Source organism: Coprococcus sp. AF38-1, assembly GCF_003603945.1.
In the GTDB taxonomy this organism is placed as follows: domain Bacteria; phylum Bacillota; class Clostridia; order Lachnospirales; family Lachnospiraceae; genus Coprococcus; species Coprococcus aceti.
On the sequence record NZ_QVGO01000005.1, the window covers coordinates 237428 to 253358 of the forward strand.

17 protein-coding genes and 1 riboswitch are annotated in these 15931 nt (G+C 42.9%); of the genes, 3 read left to right on the forward strand and 14 right to left on the reverse strand.

What is annotated here, in order from left to right:
- Nucleotides 1-2 precede the first annotated feature (2 nt).
- From DW025_RS09150 to DW025_RS09200, 11 genes are all read right to left on the reverse strand, one after another.
- Nucleotides 3-572 (reverse strand): hypothetical protein, encoded by a 570-nt coding sequence (locus DW025_RS09150; protein WP_117548984.1) that lies wholly within the window; start codon nucleotides 570-572, stop codon nucleotides 3-5.
- A gap of 60 nt (nucleotides 573-632) precedes the next feature.
- On the reverse strand, nucleotides 633-1400 hold the full coding sequence (locus tag DW025_RS09155; protein WP_243003551.1) for an SDR family NAD(P)-dependent oxidoreductase: 768 nt from the start codon (nucleotides 1398-1400) through the stop codon (nucleotides 633-635).
- Nucleotides 1397-2782, reverse strand: coding sequence for an RsmF rRNA methyltransferase first C-terminal domain-containing protein (locus tag DW025_RS09160; protein ID WP_119999637.1), 1386 nt, complete (start codon nucleotides 2780-2782; stop codon nucleotides 1397-1399). The genes DW025_RS09155 and DW025_RS09160 overlap by 4 nt, the downstream gene beginning before the upstream one ends.
- Before the next feature lie 11 nt (nucleotides 2783-2793).
- Complete coding sequence (locus tag DW025_RS09165; protein ID WP_022216499.1) at nucleotides 2794-3597, reverse strand: GTP pyrophosphokinase; 804 nt, start codon at nucleotides 3595-3597, stop codon at nucleotides 2794-2796.
- A gap of 27 nt (nucleotides 3598-3624) precedes the next feature.
- A complete protein-coding gene (locus tag DW025_RS09170; RefSeq protein WP_119999639.1) occupies nucleotides 3625-4443 on the reverse strand; it encodes a tetratricopeptide repeat protein in 819 nt (272 codons plus the stop codon).
- 186 nt (nucleotides 4444-4629) lie between these two features.
- A complete protein-coding gene (locus DW025_RS09175; RefSeq protein ID WP_015534899.1) occupies nucleotides 4630-5808 on the reverse strand; it encodes a phosphoribosylaminoimidazolecarboxamide formyltransferase in 1179 nt (392 codons plus the stop codon).
- A 26-nt stretch (nucleotides 5809-5834) separates the two neighbouring features.
- Nucleotides 5835-6548 carry an IMP cyclohydrolase gene (locus DW025_RS09180; RefSeq protein WP_022216500.1) on the reverse strand — a complete coding sequence of 238 codons (714 nt, stop codon included), beginning with the start codon at nucleotides 6546-6548 and terminating at the stop codon, nucleotides 5835-5837.
- Between the two features lie 112 nt (nucleotides 6549-6660).
- Nucleotides 6661-6756, reverse strand: a riboswitch (ZMP/ZTP riboswitch).
- A gap of 110 nt (nucleotides 6757-6866) precedes the next feature.
- Nucleotides 6867-7022, reverse strand: coding sequence for a FeoB-associated Cys-rich membrane protein (locus DW025_RS09185; RefSeq protein WP_022216501.1), 156 nt, complete (start codon nucleotides 7020-7022; stop codon nucleotides 6867-6869).
- 41 nt (nucleotides 7023-7063) lie between these two features.
- Nucleotides 7064-9553, reverse strand: coding sequence for a ferrous iron transporter B (gene feoB, locus DW025_RS09190; protein ID WP_119999641.1), 2490 nt, complete (start codon nucleotides 9551-9553; stop codon nucleotides 7064-7066).
- 131 nt (nucleotides 9554-9684) lie between these two features.
- Nucleotides 9685-9906, reverse strand: a complete 222-nt coding sequence (locus tag DW025_RS09195) for a FeoA family protein (protein WP_022216503.1) — start codon at nucleotides 9904-9906, stop codon at nucleotides 9685-9687.
- 53 nt (nucleotides 9907-9959) lie between these two features.
- The gene (locus DW025_RS09200; protein WP_004851067.1) at nucleotides 9960-10169 is read right to left on the reverse strand and encodes a FeoA family protein; all 210 of its coding nucleotides are present in this window, start codon (nucleotides 10167-10169) and stop codon (nucleotides 9960-9962) included.
- Nucleotides 10170-10436: 267 nt separating this feature from the next.
- Here DW025_RS09200 and DW025_RS09205 point away from each other — a divergent pair, with 267 nt between their 5' ends.
- A complete protein-coding gene (locus DW025_RS09205) occupies nucleotides 10437-10811 on the forward strand; it encodes a metal-dependent transcriptional regulator (RefSeq protein WP_207666809.1) in 375 nt (124 codons plus the stop codon).
- Between the two features lie 113 nt (nucleotides 10812-10924).
- Here DW025_RS09205 and DW025_RS09210 read toward each other — a convergent pair whose 3' ends face one another.
- The 3 genes from DW025_RS09210 to DW025_RS09220 form a co-directional block, all read right to left on the reverse strand.
- Complete coding sequence (locus tag DW025_RS09210; RefSeq protein ID WP_055144502.1) at nucleotides 10925-11809, reverse strand: phosphatidylserine decarboxylase; 885 nt, start codon at nucleotides 11807-11809, stop codon at nucleotides 10925-10927.
- An 87-nt stretch (nucleotides 11810-11896) separates the two neighbouring features.
- Complete coding sequence (locus DW025_RS09215; protein ID WP_055144505.1) at nucleotides 11897-12589, reverse strand: CDP-alcohol phosphatidyltransferase family protein; 693 nt, start codon at nucleotides 12587-12589, stop codon at nucleotides 11897-11899.
- Nucleotides 12590-12691: 102 nt separating this feature from the next.
- Complete coding sequence (locus DW025_RS09220) at nucleotides 12692-14386, reverse strand: S8 family peptidase (protein WP_165854775.1); 1695 nt, start codon at nucleotides 14384-14386, stop codon at nucleotides 12692-12694.
- A 292-nt stretch (nucleotides 14387-14678) separates the two neighbouring features.
- Between DW025_RS09220 and DW025_RS09225 the strand changes: the two genes are divergently transcribed.
- Both DW025_RS09225 and sigE read left to right on the forward strand, forming a co-directional pair.
- Complete coding sequence (locus DW025_RS09225; RefSeq protein WP_022216507.1) at nucleotides 14679-15134, forward strand: sigma-E processing peptidase SpoIIGA; 456 nt, start codon at nucleotides 14679-14681, stop codon at nucleotides 15132-15134.
- Nucleotides 15112-15849, forward strand: coding sequence for an RNA polymerase sporulation sigma factor SigE (gene sigE, locus DW025_RS09230; protein WP_015534897.1), 738 nt, complete (start codon nucleotides 15112-15114; stop codon nucleotides 15847-15849). Before DW025_RS09225 ends, sigE begins: the two co-directional genes overlap by 23 nt.
- The last annotated feature ends 82 nt before the right edge of the window (nucleotides 15850-15931 follow it).

The window sequence follows — 15931 nt, forward strand, 5'->3', positions numbered from 1 at the left end:
TTCTATATTCCCAGCTCATATAATCTGTTTCTGATCTTCTCATCGGCACCGACAAATTCATCTGAAGGTGCTTTGATCTTCTCGGCCTTTGCCACAAAACCATCAATGTCTGTGGCTATGATCACAACATATTTTTTCTGGTCTGCCAGAGCCTCTGTAATGATCTTCTTGAGCGCTGCCTCATCAGGTATCTTTTTTCCATATCCACCATTGTAGTAAAACAACATTCTGCCATCTCTTATGACCGCAGCAGGGAAATACAATATTCCCTCGTACCTGCTTATCGACACATCATATACAAGTGACGGATCCCCAAAGTATGATAACTTCTCAATTTTAGCGTACTCATTCTTCGTGAGTTCCTTGAACCCCGCACACATTATGTATGCCACAAGCTGTTTTGCGAGCGGCAGGGCGACGAGTATCGGTATGACTATAAATACAGTCTTTCTTGTGTCAAACATAGCCACAGTAAAGAATACTCCGGCTATAACAAACAATCCAAGTACAATGATACTTATAAGAACATTTCTCTTATGCCTGTTCATGTATCCGTGTTGTCCTTTTTCCATATCATCCTCCATTTATCTCTGGTCTGGCTGTAGAGCTATGTCCGCCTGCAGCCCATATATCTACTTCATAAATCTGATCAGCAAATTGTGAGGCAGGTATTTGCTCACAAGTCTGAACGCCTTCATGAGCGGTGAATAAACTGATATATCACTCATGTAATATGCGTCAAATAATGCTCTTTTTACGACCTTGACAGGATTTGCTCTGAGCACCATCTTGTAAGGCTTTGACTTGGTATACTTCTGGGCAACGTCAAAGAACTCTGTCTTGACAGGTCCCGGACATACAGCCGTAACTGTGATTCCCCTGCCTGCAAGCTCTCTGTTAAGTGCCCTTGAAAAGCTTAAAACCATCGACTTTGATGCCGCATATATTGCAAATGATGGCTGAGGCAGGAACGCCGCTGACGAAGCAAGATTGATTATATTTGATGGGCCTGCCATATATGGCAATGAAATATGAGTTATGGCTGCCAGCGCCTTGCAGTTGAGGTCAAGCATTCCCGTGACATCGTCCACTGTCATATTCTCAAAATGTCCCGCTATTCCATATCCGGCCGCATTGACCAGGACTCTTATTGACGGATCCTGTCTCTCGAGAAGATTTCTGTAGAATTTGATATCTGCTTCCTTTGTGAGGTCAAGCGCAAGTATCCTGACAAGCTTTCCGCTGACCGCATTTATCTCAGCCTTTACCTCTGCAAGCCTGTCCTTTCTTCTGGCGATAAGCCATATCTCGTCGACAGTTCTGTATTTCTGTGCTATCTGAATTGCAAATTCTCTTCCAATCCCTGAAGATGCTCCTGTGATTATAGCTACCTTTCTCATGACATCATCCTCCATCCCGATAAATATTTGTTTTTTAATACTCCTCTGTTGTTCTTGGCCCACCCGAGCGGATATCCATCCACGCAGACAAGCACATACCCATTCTCTATATCCTGATCATCTTCCAGCTCGACGGTCTCTCCCTTTAAATACTTTATGACCCTTATGTCATCCGCCGAAAAACTCACAACATTGTCAAACTGATCTGACTTGAGATACATCGCAAGTGACTGACTCGGTTCAAATCTGTTCTTCTTGACCTCACCGAGGAACAGTCCATGCCTCAAAAGCCTGAGTCCCTTAACATCAGGCATTCCCTCTGATATATAATAAAGTCTTCCCTTATTTTCCTCTATCCTGTCTGTCTTTATACCCGCAGACTCAGATACATGCTTTATAAATGCGATGAAATCCTCATCCGGCCTGTACGACTTGAACGAGTATGTTAAGTTTCCTCTATATGAGTCATCCTGATCCTTTTCAAACAGAGCTATGAAATGACCTTCGCCCTTCACGTGATGAGGCCACAGTCTTGAACATTTCACAAGCTCAGGATTGCCGGTCTCTCCCCAGGCCGGATTGCCGTCATCAAATTTCTCATATTTAGGAAAATCCACAAGATGCATACTGTCATCTATCGACAGCAGATACTCCACCGACCTCTCATCCTCCTCGGGGGAAAATGTACATGTGGAATAAAGCAGCTTTCCGCCCGGTTTCAGCATCTTGCACGCTTCATTTAATATTCCTCTCTGCAGTCCGGCAAAAAGTTCAGTTCCGTTGTTCTCCCATGCAGTCATCATCGATGAGGATTTTCTGAACATGCCCTCTCCGGAACACGGTGCATCTATAAGTATCTTATCGAATGTACCCTCAAATGCCTTTGACAGATTATTTGGAGGTTCACTTACCACACACATGTTTCCTATTCCGAAAAGTTCCAGGTTCTTCAGAAGCGCCTTGGCTCTTGAATTGCTTATATCATTGGATATAAGTATTCCTGTGCCATTAAGCTTCGCCGCAAGCTCGGTGGATTTGCCTCCCGGTGCCGCGCATATATCTAGTACCACATCTCCATCCTCTATATCCAGAACGCTGGCAGGTGTCATGGCACTTGGCTCCTGTATATAATAGAGCCCCGCATAATAGTATGGATGCTTGGACGGCGTATACTTCCTGTGATCATAGTAAAAACCATTCTTAGTCCATGGCACAGGCTCCAGCTCGAAAGGACTTATCTTCAGAAAGTCCTCCACGGATATCTTGGATGTATTCACCCTGATTCCATGATACATATCACTGTCAAAACACTTTATATAATCCTCGTATTCATCGCCAAGCTGTATTCTGATCCTCTCGTCAAACGCCTTTGGTAAAGTCATAACAAACTCCTTTATCTTACGCTCTGGGCCTTGTAACCCTCAGCTATTATGTCAAGCTGCTTTGCAAAATTCTCAAGCAGCTCCATATCATCCTTCTTATATATAGAATAAAACTCATCCTGAATCTTCTGGATCTCTCTTGGATTTCCCACCTTGTACAGATTCTGGATATTCACAATGATCTCCGAAACTATATTCGCCTTGATATTGAACGAATTCTGTGCATCCATGATCTCTCCGCGGACATATGACATCTCCCTGTCAAGTGCAACGGTGGCATCCGCAGCGTTCTTGAGCTTCGCCCTTATGTCCTCTGGAATTCCCTTCCTGTACTTGTACTGCAATGAATGTTCTATGGTTGCCCAGAAGTTCATCGCCATTGTCCTTATCTGGATCTCCGCCTGTATGGTGGTGCATCCATTTACCGTATATACATCGTAATCAAGTATGATGTGATAGCTCTGATAGCCGCTGGCCTTGGCATTTGCTATATAATCCTTCTCCTCACGTATCCTCATGTCCTGTCTGCCACGTATAATCTCAACCACCTTGCTGATATCCTCGGTGAACTGGCACATGATCCTGATTCCGGCTATGTCATCCATCTCCTCAACGATCCGGTCCATAGGAATATTCTTCTTCTGAAGCTTATCGATAATACTGGAGACCGTTTTCACCCTTCCGGTCACACTCTCTATAGGTGAGTACTTTCCCATACTCTTGTACTGCATTATTATGTGGTTGAACTTCACGAGAAGCTCATCAACCGCCTGCTCGTAAGGAGACAGTATCTCCTTCCAAAGCTGAATCTCCATATAAAATAACTCCTCCCAATACAAATACTACTGTGACACTCTTGTGCTCAGGAATGTAAACTCCTTCTGTCCTTTCTCATAATCCGGATACTCAGACACAAGCTGTCCCGCTATCTCATAAGCCTTATCGTAATCCTCGTTCTTCTCATAATATGTTATCTCAAGCATCAGGAGCTCTTTTCTGTATATCTTGTCTCCACTGTCAAGTCCATTTGTAATATATGCGATCGCAGACTCCATATCACCGTTATTCAGATAATATGAACCGTACATGGCATATACATACGAGTTGAATCCAAATGTCTGGACATATTTTTCATAGCTCTCAAACATCTTATCGGACTCATCAGTAACTGCGTAGCATGTTCCTATGTACATATAAAGCTCCGGATATGTCTCCGCCTGCTTCAGAAGCACATCGAGAGCACCACCATAATTTCCCTGTGAGAAATCACTGAGTGCAGTTGCCAGTTCCTTCAGATCTTTTACATTTGATCCGGTAAATGAATCCTGTATCAATTCGTTGTATGTATTTGCGGCCTCTGTGTACTGCGCGCTCTTGAGATACGCATCAGCCAGATACAGCTTTATATTCTGATCCTTTTTCTTTGAGAACAATTGATTCTCTGTCAGGGCATTGTCAAATGAATCTATTGCCTCCTGATACGAACCTGACTTGTAATATTTTACGCCCTGATCGTAAAGTTCATCCTTCTGTGACACTATTGCCGATATGGCGTAAGAGATCAGCAATACAGCCACACACGCAAGTATCACCAATGCAAAAATAAGTTTATAGTTGATCTTTCTTCTCTCTTTAAATATGCTGCGTTTACGTCTAGACATATGTTATCTCCTTTGAATCACAGTATTTTTATTACACGGCATAGCTACCGCAGTTTATACATCATTTTATATTAGCACAATCCAACAATAATATAAAGTAAAAAAGCGGCTTTGCTGATTTTCATCAGCAAAACCGCCCTCAATTCTTCTATAAATACAATATCTGACGCCGACAGGTCTGGCAGATTAGTGATGGAATAATCTGATTCCTGTAAATACCATGACCATATCGTACTTGTCAGCACACTCGATAACAAGATCGTCACGAACTGATCCGCCAGGCTGTGCAATGTACTTGACACCGCTCTTGTGAGCTCTCTCTATATTGTCTGAGAATGGGAAGAATGCATCTGATCCAAGGACAACATCTGTGTTCTGCGCAAGCCATGCCTTCTTCTGCTCTGCTGTGAACACCTCAGGCTTAACCTTGAATCTCTTCTGCCACTCGCCTTCCTTAAGAACGTCCTCATACTCATCACCCATGTATACGTCGATGGCATTGTCTCTGTCGGCTCTTCCAAGTCCGTCAACAAACTGAAGTCCCATAACCTGTGGTGACTGACGAAGGAACCAGTTGTCTGCCTTCTGTCCTGCAAGTCTTGTACAGTGGATTCTTGACTGCTGTCCGGCTCCGATACCTATAGCCTGTCCACCCTTTACATAACATACAGAGTTAGACTGTGTATACTTGAGTGTGATGAGCGCGATCTTCATATCGATCTCAGCCTGCTCTGGAAGATCCTTGTTCTTTGTAACAAAGTTTGACAGAAGATCCTTGTCGATCTTGAGCTCATTTCTTCCCTGCTCAAATGTAACACCGTATACCTGCTTTCTCTCGATCTCAGCAGGAACATAGTTCTCATCTATCTGGATGATGTTGTAATTTCCCTTCTTCTTTGCAAGAAGAAGTTCCATAGCCTCATCTGTGTATCCAGGAGCGATAACACCATCTGATACCTCTCTCTTGATAAGGCGTGCTGTGTCTGCGTCACATACATCTGAAAGTGCGATGAAATCGCCGAATGATGACATTCTGTCAGCACCTCTTGCTCTTGCATATGCGCATGCAAGTGGTGAGAGCTCTCCGAGATCATCTACCCAGTAGATCTTTGCAAGTGTATCTGTAAGTGGAAGTCCAACTGCAGCGCCTGCTGGTGAAACATGCTTGAATGATGTTGCTGCTGGAAGTCCTGTTGCCGCCTTGAGTTCCTTTACGAGCTGCCATCCGTTAAATGCATCAAGGAAGTTGATGTATCCAGGCTTGCCGTTTAAAACCTTAACAGGAAGATCACTGCCATCCTCCATATATATTCTTGATGGCTTCTGATTTGGATTACAACCGTACTTTAACTGAATCTCGTTCATGATCAAATATCTCCTTTATTCTTTAATTACTTATTCTTGTTCACGATCTTTGTCTCATACTCACCTGTTGCGATGTCAATATATCTGACGAACAGTGACACCTTGTTGTCCTCATTGAGGCTGTTCCATACCTTGTCTGTGAACTCATCGATATCACCGGATATCTTAACCCACTTTGGCTCACCCTCAAAGCTTGGGAGCGGATTGCCATCGTGCATATATGTGTGAATGAAATGTCCCTCACCGGCTACAGGGTTCTCGTATGAGAATGTGTATCTGTTATTTGCAGCAGGGTTGCCGTTGTTGCTCTTAAGTATGGACATTGAATAGTCGAACACACCATTCTTTATGTGCATAACACCTGAGATTCTAGGTGTGTAGTTAGGGCCGTCAGGCTCAAACTGTCTGCTTCTGAGTGACTGCTCAAATGTGAGCTCATCGTCAAGTCCGTCATATATAGTGTCTGTCTGATCGCCATTTGTAACTATAGTCTTGTTGCCAAGAACTCTTACAGGTGCATAGATGATAAGGCTTGGATCCTCAAGCTTTGATGGATCAAACGCCTCTGTTCTGATTCCTTCGCCCTCTGTCACAAATACTCTGTTACGGCTGTTTGAGCTTCTTCCCATGATGAAATAAGCTGTCACTGCCTTCTTACCATCCTCGGACACACCGATAACGATTCCGCGTCCTGGATATGCATTTTCGCTAAGTTCCTTCTCAAGTGATAACATTTCCATTTTCTGTTGTACCTCCATGTGTTTTCTCGTACCTGTGAGCTGATGTTATGCTGCAAAGCATCCTAAAAAAGAAAGCCGGCCACCTGCGCACACAAATACATGTCTTGATATATTTGCTTGCCCAGGCGGTCGGCTTGTCTTAACAGTACACTCCCTGTAGGTAATTCCTACCAGCCATCAGCTGTCTCCGCCAGTCGTGTACCAACATGTTTTTATAATATAGTAAATCCTTCCTTATTGCAAGCACATTGTAAATAAATGTGCGCCGTAAAATTCTTACGACGCACATTCTATTTAAAACTACAACTATTATTTTATTTAGAGCTTGTGACTACATCCGCCATGACAGTTCGAACAGTCGCCACCACATATGTGTTTGCCCTTTTTTCTATCCTTTACCATACCTCTGACAATGAAGAACACCATCAGAACGATTATGGCTGCCACAATGATTGTACCAAGATACTCTGACATAAGTCACCACTCCTTTTATATATTTTCCTCTATATATTATATTAAGCGTTGAGGAACTCCTTGCTTGTCTTTACCTTATTGTTTGGATCCGGACGGAACAGCATGAAGAAGAACAGAACAACAAGTGCAATTGCTACTACTGACCATACACCGAATGTACAAGCTCCTGTGAAGAGACCTGCGATTCTGTATACAACAAGTGCTACAAGGTAAGCAAATCCACACTGATATCCGATTGCGAACCAGAACCACTTAGCACTGTTCATCTCTCTCTTGATAGCACCCATAGCTGCGAAACATGGTGCGCAGAGAAGGTTGAATACAAGGAATGAGAATCCGCTTGCTGTTGTGAATGCGCCTGCAAGTGCCTGGTAAACTGTACCATCTCCACCACCGTAGAGGATACCCATTGTACCAACGATGTTCTCCTTTGCAACAAGACCTGTGATAGATGCTACAGTTGCCTGCCAGTTACCCCATCCCTGTGGAACAAAGATCCAAGCGATCGCATTACCGATCTTTGCAAGGATACTGTAATCGATCTGGCTCTCATCAAGCATCTGGAATGAACCATCAACAAATCCAAAGTATGTTGTGAACCATACAGCAATTGTTGAAAGTGTGATTATTGTACCAGCCTTCTTGATGAATGACCAGCCACGCTCCCACATACTTCTGAGTACAGAACCAACTGTTGGGATATGGTATGGTGGAAGCTCCATAACGAATGGTGATGGATCTCCGGCGAACATCTTTGTCTTTTTAAGTATTATACCAGAACATATAATTGCTGCAATACCAATAAAGTAAGCACTTGTTGCAACTATTGATGAACCACCGAATATAGCACCGGCGATCATGGCGATAAATGGAACCTTAGCACCACATGGTATAAATGTTGTTGTCATGACTGTCATACGACGGTCTTTCTCATTCTCAATTGTACGTGAAGCCATGATACCCGGAACACCACAACCTGTACCTACAAGGATAGGTATGAATGACTTTCCTGAGAGACCGAACTTTCTGAAGATACGGTCCATGATGAAGGCGATACGTGCCATATATCCACAGTACTCAAGGATTGCAAGTAATATGAACAGTACGAGCATCTGAGGTACGAAACCAAGTACCGCACCAACACCGGCTACAATACCATCGATGATAAGTCCATGTAACCAGTCTGCACATCCGATCTTGTCAAGTCCTGCAGAGATGAGGTCTGGAATTGAAGGAACAAATACGCCGTAATCAGCAGGATCGATCTCTGCCATCTGTGTCTCGTTGAAGTAATCAACTGCATCAAGATATGACATTGCATTTGTTGTCTCTTCATTAGCATTTGCAGGAACCTCTGAGTAGTAAACATCGATATCGTATGTATCGAGTGTCTCCTCATCTTCCATCTCATACTTAACGCTTGCCTCTGTGTTTGTATTTGCCTCGATGGCTGCCTTTGTGGCATCTACATCAACTGCATCCTCGTCATCTGTTACGAGTACGCCATATGCATCGAGTGCTGTTGTTGCTGCATCATAGTCACCTGATGCATCTTCATAAGCTGAGCTTCCAATTCCGAAGAGATGGAAACCATCGCCGAACAGGTTATCATTTGTCCAGTCTGTGCACCATGCACCTACTGTTGACATTGCTATATAATACACGAGCCACATGATGAGCACGAATATAGGAAGTGCAAGGATACGGTTTGTTACAACACGGTCGATCTTATCTGATACTGTAAGCTTCTGCCCCTTAGCAGCCTTCTTTACACACTTGTCAATGATCGATGAAATATATGAATATCTCTCACTTGTGATGATACTCTCTGTGTCATCATCGAAGTCATCCTCAAGCTTCTTGATCTCTGCTGAGCAGTCTGGAGCATTCTTCATCTGCTCTATGATCTTGCTATCCTTCTCGATGAGCTTGATCGCGAAGAATCTCTTTCTGTTCTCCTCCATGTCAAGCTTAGTGCTTACGCTCTCGATTGCAGTCTCAACAGCCTCATCAAAGCTGTGGACTCTTGCATTTGCTGACTTTGACTTTGCTGCAGCGATAGCTTTCTCTTTAACCTCATCGATACCTGTACCCTTGAGAGCTGAGATCTCAACAACCTCACATCCAAGAGCTTCCTTCAGGTTCTTGATGTTGATGGAATCACCGTTCTTCTTTACAAGATCCATCATGTTGACAGCCATGACAACAGGGATTCCGAGCTCAATAAGCTGTGTTGAGAGATAAAGGTTTCTCTCTATGTTAGTACCATCGATAATGTTGATGATGGCATCAGGATATTCCTGAATAAGATAATTTCTGGCAACAACTTCCTCAAGAGTGTATGGAGAAAGTGAATAGATACCAGGAAGGTCAGTTATGATAACATCCTTGTTACCCTTAAGCTTACCCTCTTTCTTCTCAACTGTAACACCTGGCCAGTTACCTACGTACTGGTTAGCGCCAGTTAAAGCATTGAATAATGTTGTTTTACCGCAGTTAGGATTTCCTGCAAGTGCAATCTTTACTGACATTGTTTACCCTCTTTCCTATTGTATTGTGCAGACACATTTAAAGATGCTCGCGCACGGTGTCTGCGTACTTCATATTAGCCTTTTCTATCATATGTTAGCATATACTAACGTATGAACAAAAAAATAAGCTGTTACTCTACCTCTATGATCTCAGCATCAGCTTTACGTATTGATAACTCATAGCCTCTTACAGTAACCTCTACAGGATCACCGAGAGGGGCAACCTTACGAACATAAACCTGTACACCCTTTGTGATGCCCATGTCCATGATACGTCTCTTTACAGGACCCTCGCCTGCAATCTTCTTGACAGTGACAGTACTGCCAACCTTGACATCTTTTAATGTGCTCATGATCTTACTCCTTTTACATACTTTTGTCGTCAGTCAGATACATGTAATCGTACCTATACAAGTATCTTGCTGGCCATATCTTTATCAATGGCAACACGGGAATCTTTGATATTAACTATAAGATTTCCTGCATTCTCTGCCACGACAGTTACAACACTACCTTCAACAAAGCCCAGTTTCTCAAGAAACAGTCTTGTTTTCTCTCTTCCACCAACCTTTTTGATCACGTTGGCTTCTCCCGGTTTTGCAAATGTTAATGGCATAATTGCACCTCCTTAACTAGCAGCTTAAACCACTGATTTTCATATCGTGGTTAGTATATACTAACATTAATTAGATGTCAATAATATTAATCATTTTGGACTAATTGAACAAAACCAGGCTCTTTTATTGATAAAAAGTGCCTATTTGTCGAATTTCGTATTTCAATTATCAAATTGAATAAAAAATTCATTTATGATATATTATTTATAATTGCTACATAAATACAGATACATTTATAATGTTAAATATAAGGGGGATATATAATAATGTTGACCACGAATGAATCAGTAGAGAATTATCTGGAAACTATTCTCGTTCTCAGCCAGAAGCTTCCGGTCGTCCGAAGCGTTGATGTTGCCAACGAGACTGGCTATAAGAAATCAAGTGTAAGCGTTGCTATGAAAAATCTCAGGGAGATGTGTTATATAGAAGTAAGCGACTCAGGATACATAACTCTCACAACAGCCGGTAAAAAAATTGCAGAGATGATATATGAGAGGCACCAGCTTCTGTCTTCATGGTTCACAAGTCTCGGCGTTGCAAAAGAGACCGCAGCCGAGGATGCCTGCAAGATCGAACACGTTATAAGCCAGGAGACTTTTGAGGCCATCAAGAGGCATGTGAATTCTACAAATAAATAATATAGAATATAAGTTCTGACACAGACAGGATAAACAACAAAACAGGAACAGCGTATAGCTCCATAGCAAGCTATACGCTGTTCCTGTTTTATATGGAATATATAATATTGCTCTTAACGTACATATCCAACCAGCTCGCCCTGTCTGACTCTGGTCTCAATATCTTTTCTAGAATTCTCAACTATTCTGTCTAAAGGAGCGACTTTGTCCTTCTGGATGAGAAGAATGATTGTTGAGCCACCAAACTCAAAATAGCCCTTTTCCTCTCCTCTTCTGACATCCGTGGAATCCACATACCTGTTAACTATACGACCAACCAGAAGTGCTCCAACCTCCATATCAATGATGGTTCCCGCATCCTGCGTCCTTATAAGACAATACTCTCTGGTATTTTCTTTGTAAATGTCGTAATATTCACTGGCTATAGGGTTAACTGTGTGATATAAGCCTTCTATACGTCTGACATCAGACTGCTTTCCAGACACGTTATATATGTATCTGTGATAATCATCGACACACAGTCTGAACAGCCACAATTTTCCACCTCTGTAGTGCCTCGCAAGCTTTTTGTCCCTGAGGAGGGATGCCACCGTGTACTCTGAATCCTTTATATTGAAAGTCTGTCGTTCTGTGTCTTCTATATCATATACCGTAAGCCTGCTGTCACATGGACTCACAAAACCTTCATCGGTCATATCTATGGTCCTTGCTCCCGGCACCAGCTTTCTCTTGAAGAAATCGTTATATGAGTCAAACTCATTCTTCTGACACACAGATATATCAATATCATTTTTCTTAATGAATGGATTGATCATGATTCTGGATAATCCAGTGTCCATGAATCTTCCCACAAGCTTTGACACCTCTGGTCTGATCAGCCATCCCAGCACCATACGTCCCGCTCTGTTGCCATATAACAGGCGCAAGACTCTGTCCTGTGTCGATACACACTCATTATGTTTTGATCTTTTGTATATTGCATATTTGTTCTTTATCATATCTTATACATCATCCTTCATCGCTTCTGTATATCCGGTATAGCCAAATTACTTCTATATCTTTTATTTTCCATAGCTCCTATACACTTATAATAGAAGGGATATAAAATAAGGAATAGTTATGATATGACGTCTGACCATGTATCTTATCATAAGCCAAACTACGGCAACTGCCACAATGACAATTATCACCATAAGTTCCTTTGTGGTTGGCTTAGGGAATCTGAAATCTGTTATGAAAAGTATCATTGCAAGTATCATGATTCCATGAAGCAGAATTGGGAAAGAGGACCCAAGCAAAGGTGACGTAACATATATTATAGGAAGCCCCACCGATATTGCGGTGATCGGCATTCCATGGAAATACTTTCTTCCATCCGGCTGCTCTATGACCTCAGCATCATCATCGTCATTGTTCTTCTTCTCCTCGAGCACGTTATAGTATGCAAGTCTTATCATTCCAGCCAGACAGTACAGTGCAAGAATAACCATTCCAAACGGCGTGTTCATTCCTGAATACCAGCACAATACAACAGGAAAAACTCCAAAACTCACCAGGTCACAGAGAGAATCTATCTGGATACCAAATCTCTTCTCATCCATAGTCCTATCCTTCTTGCTCCTTGCGACTTTTCCGTCAAATGCATCAAACAGACCGGAAAGTGCAAGACACAATATTCCTATGCTAAGGTGTCCGGTAAATGTAAAGAACATGCCTGTGATAGATGACACCAGGCTCATATATGTCAAAATAACTGTATAATTATAAAATCCTACCATGTGTGAAATACCCCGTTTTTTTCTTTTATACTTGCAAAAAACACGTACGAATTAAATTATACACAATTACTTGACATAAAACCACATCTTTTTGCAAATCTTTCATACAATTAATCCTTTGAAGCTGTTTTCCATACACACGGTCCCCCAGCCTGTATATCTGTTCGGGTAACTGCCCAGTGAACCGAGAGGCTTTGCTCCCCTTATAAGCTGAGCCTTAACCCTCTCTCCGTACATATATGGATCGTTCCCCAGGACTATCCCCCATTCCATGATAAGTGCCGCACAGCCAGACACAAATGCCGCCGCCAGCGATGTGCCATCGGCATTTCCGTATCCATACTCACCATAGCTGACAGTCACTCCGACACCCGGAGCTGCAATATCCGGTTTTATGGCATTATCCGACGTAAAACCCCTGCCAGAAAATCCCGTTATGGATGCATTTACCTGATCATAGGCAGCCACCGTTATTATATTTGATGCCGTACCCGGGATCGTGAGGGTTCCATACACCGAAGGATTCTCAAATGCAACCTGCCCCGTCACATAACTGTCACCGGGTAGATACGCATTGAATATCCCATTTGCAATGCTCTTCGGTGCAATCCTCACATGCCATATTCCCTGCTCTATATCCCCGGGCTCAGACTGGAAAAATACATATATGAGCTGCTTGACATTGTAAGGTGAAGGCCCCTGGAATATCCCAAGCACCTCCGTGCTCCCATAATACGCCCCGGATACTATCTGTCCCTCCGTGAGATACGCCACAAGGTCGTAGGACGGCGAATAGACGAGCACATCGAAGCTGTCGATATAGTTTTTCCATATCTGCAGGCCAAAGTTTTTCACACCGGCCGCCACCGCAATGTCAATACTCGCATAGCTTACATTTCCAAGCATACCGCTGGTATGCAGTTGTCTTCCACCGTCATTTCCTGAACCCGTGACAACACACACCTTAGCCATCTGGGCCACAGAATTAACAAACAGCTCAAGTGTCGACGTGCCATCATGGGCTCCAAAGTTATTTCCATATGAAAGATTTATCACTACCGGAGTTCCAGTCTCCATGCTGTATCTCACAAGCAGATCTATCCCCATCATTATACCTATCGTGTCCGGCAGCACGCGTTCAAGCGACTGTTCAACGACAATGATCCGGGCTTTTCCCGCCACTCCTATATTGCTCCCGGCGGCCACAGATGCAACCTCCGTGCCGTGCTGCTCTCCCATGACACCGGGCAGCCGCCTGTCCTCATACATTTGCCCGATCTCACTTTGATCATATATCCGTCCAAGACCATAGCGGTTTGGGTAAGTCCTTTCATAATCTGTATTCTGGTTCCAATACATGACTATCCTGGAGCCGGCGTCATCTGCAAATTCCCGGTTGAGGATATTCACGCCGCTATCTATAATTCCGATACATACGCCTTCGCCTGTGAGCCCATACTTCGACATGAAATTTTCCGTTATGCAGGATACGTATCTGTCATAGGCGACACCCGCACCATAACTGTAATATTGAGCTTTATCGATATAAAGTACCCTCGGCTCCTCCTGAAGCCTTTTTATATTGTAGGAATACACGTTCACTATGGCATATCCCCCGAGCAGATAAACGCAGCTATTCAGAATATCTCCCTCAAGATCATCTATGTCACCGGAATGTCTGATTATCAGCATCCACGAATCATCGGATGCGTTATATCCAAGATAAAGACTGCTGTACGGCATGTAACCATCCGCATCCATGGCAAGTTTAAGTTCAGGACTTATTTTGTCATCCATACATATACATTTCTCATTTTTTATCATTATATTGCACAAAATATCGCTCTATGTCGCAAATTGTTTGCTTATTTCGCACTTTTTAGGGTGTTTTAGCACTTTTCCACATTATCCACAGATTTATACACATTTTTCAAATATATAGTCGTATATTGAAAAACTTAACCACATTTCCATCAACAAATTAAAAATTCAATCGAAATATCGATGCTTCATTTATTGTAATACGACCATTTTCTTACCGGCCCACATATATAATTCCAATTGCACTACATGAAAAGAAGTGAATTATTTGAACTTTCTGACAAATGTATTACTAGGCAGACATTCAAGGATCACCAATGCTATCGGTTACCTGGACACAGGTAACACGCTAAGATGCAATCTCACAGGACGCAACGTCGCCGTGACTACATACGCCGTAGCCATCGAACTGGCTCCACCGGAACTGACTCCACTGCTCGATGACTACATCAAAAAACCGTCTTCCATATATGAATATGATTACCGTGATGACATTCCGGCCGGAATACACATAATTCCCTACAATACGATATGCTCCGGAAATCAGCTTATGCTCGCCATGGACATTGACTACATGTTCATCGATAGCTCATACATGGAACACAGACCACTGATCGGTATCAGCCCAAATACATTTAATATACTTCACACAGACAAATGTATTCTTTTAAGCAAATATTATATGAAAAGAGGCAAAAGACATGTTAAACACAATAAGGGGTAACGACTTCAAATTTACTGTTGCCAGCAATATTTCACTGCGCTCCCTGAAAAGCGGCAAAGATATATATTATATTGGAGGAACCGAGGTACTTCCCGCCCCGCTGGAGCCCCACGAGGAGGCCGTGGTCATAAACGAACTCACAAACAACCAGTCGGATTCCGCAAAGAAAATGCTGATAGAGCGAAATCTGCGACTTGTCGTATACATTGCTAAAAAATTTGACAACACGGGTGTCGGAATTGAGGATCTGATATCCATAGGCACGATCGGCCTCATCAAGGCCATAAACACCTTCAAAAATGACAAAAACATAAAGCTTGCTACCTACGCATCAAGATGTATTGAAAATGAGATACTCATGTTTCTCCGTCGCAACAGCAAGCTCAGAACAGAGGTGTCCATCGATGAACCGCTGAATGTTGACTGGGACGGCAACGAACTGCTTCTGTCCGACATTCTGGGAACGGATGAGGACGTAGTCTACCGTGATCTGGAGACAGAGGTAGACTACAATCTCCTCGACAATGCCATATCAAAGCTCTGTGAAAAGGAACGCACCATCATAGAACTGCGGTATGGAATAAACACCATAGGTGGGGTAGAAAAGACTCAGAAGGAGGTGGCTGATCTCCTGGGAATATCCCAGTCCTACATATCCAGGCTGGAAAAAAGAATAATCAAGAAGCTTCGCAGAGAGATAATGAAGCAATACTGATACACACAGACAAATATGACCGGGAAGCTGCATACATCCGTTGTTCTGCAGTCTCCCGGTCATAATCTTTCAGTGACGAAAT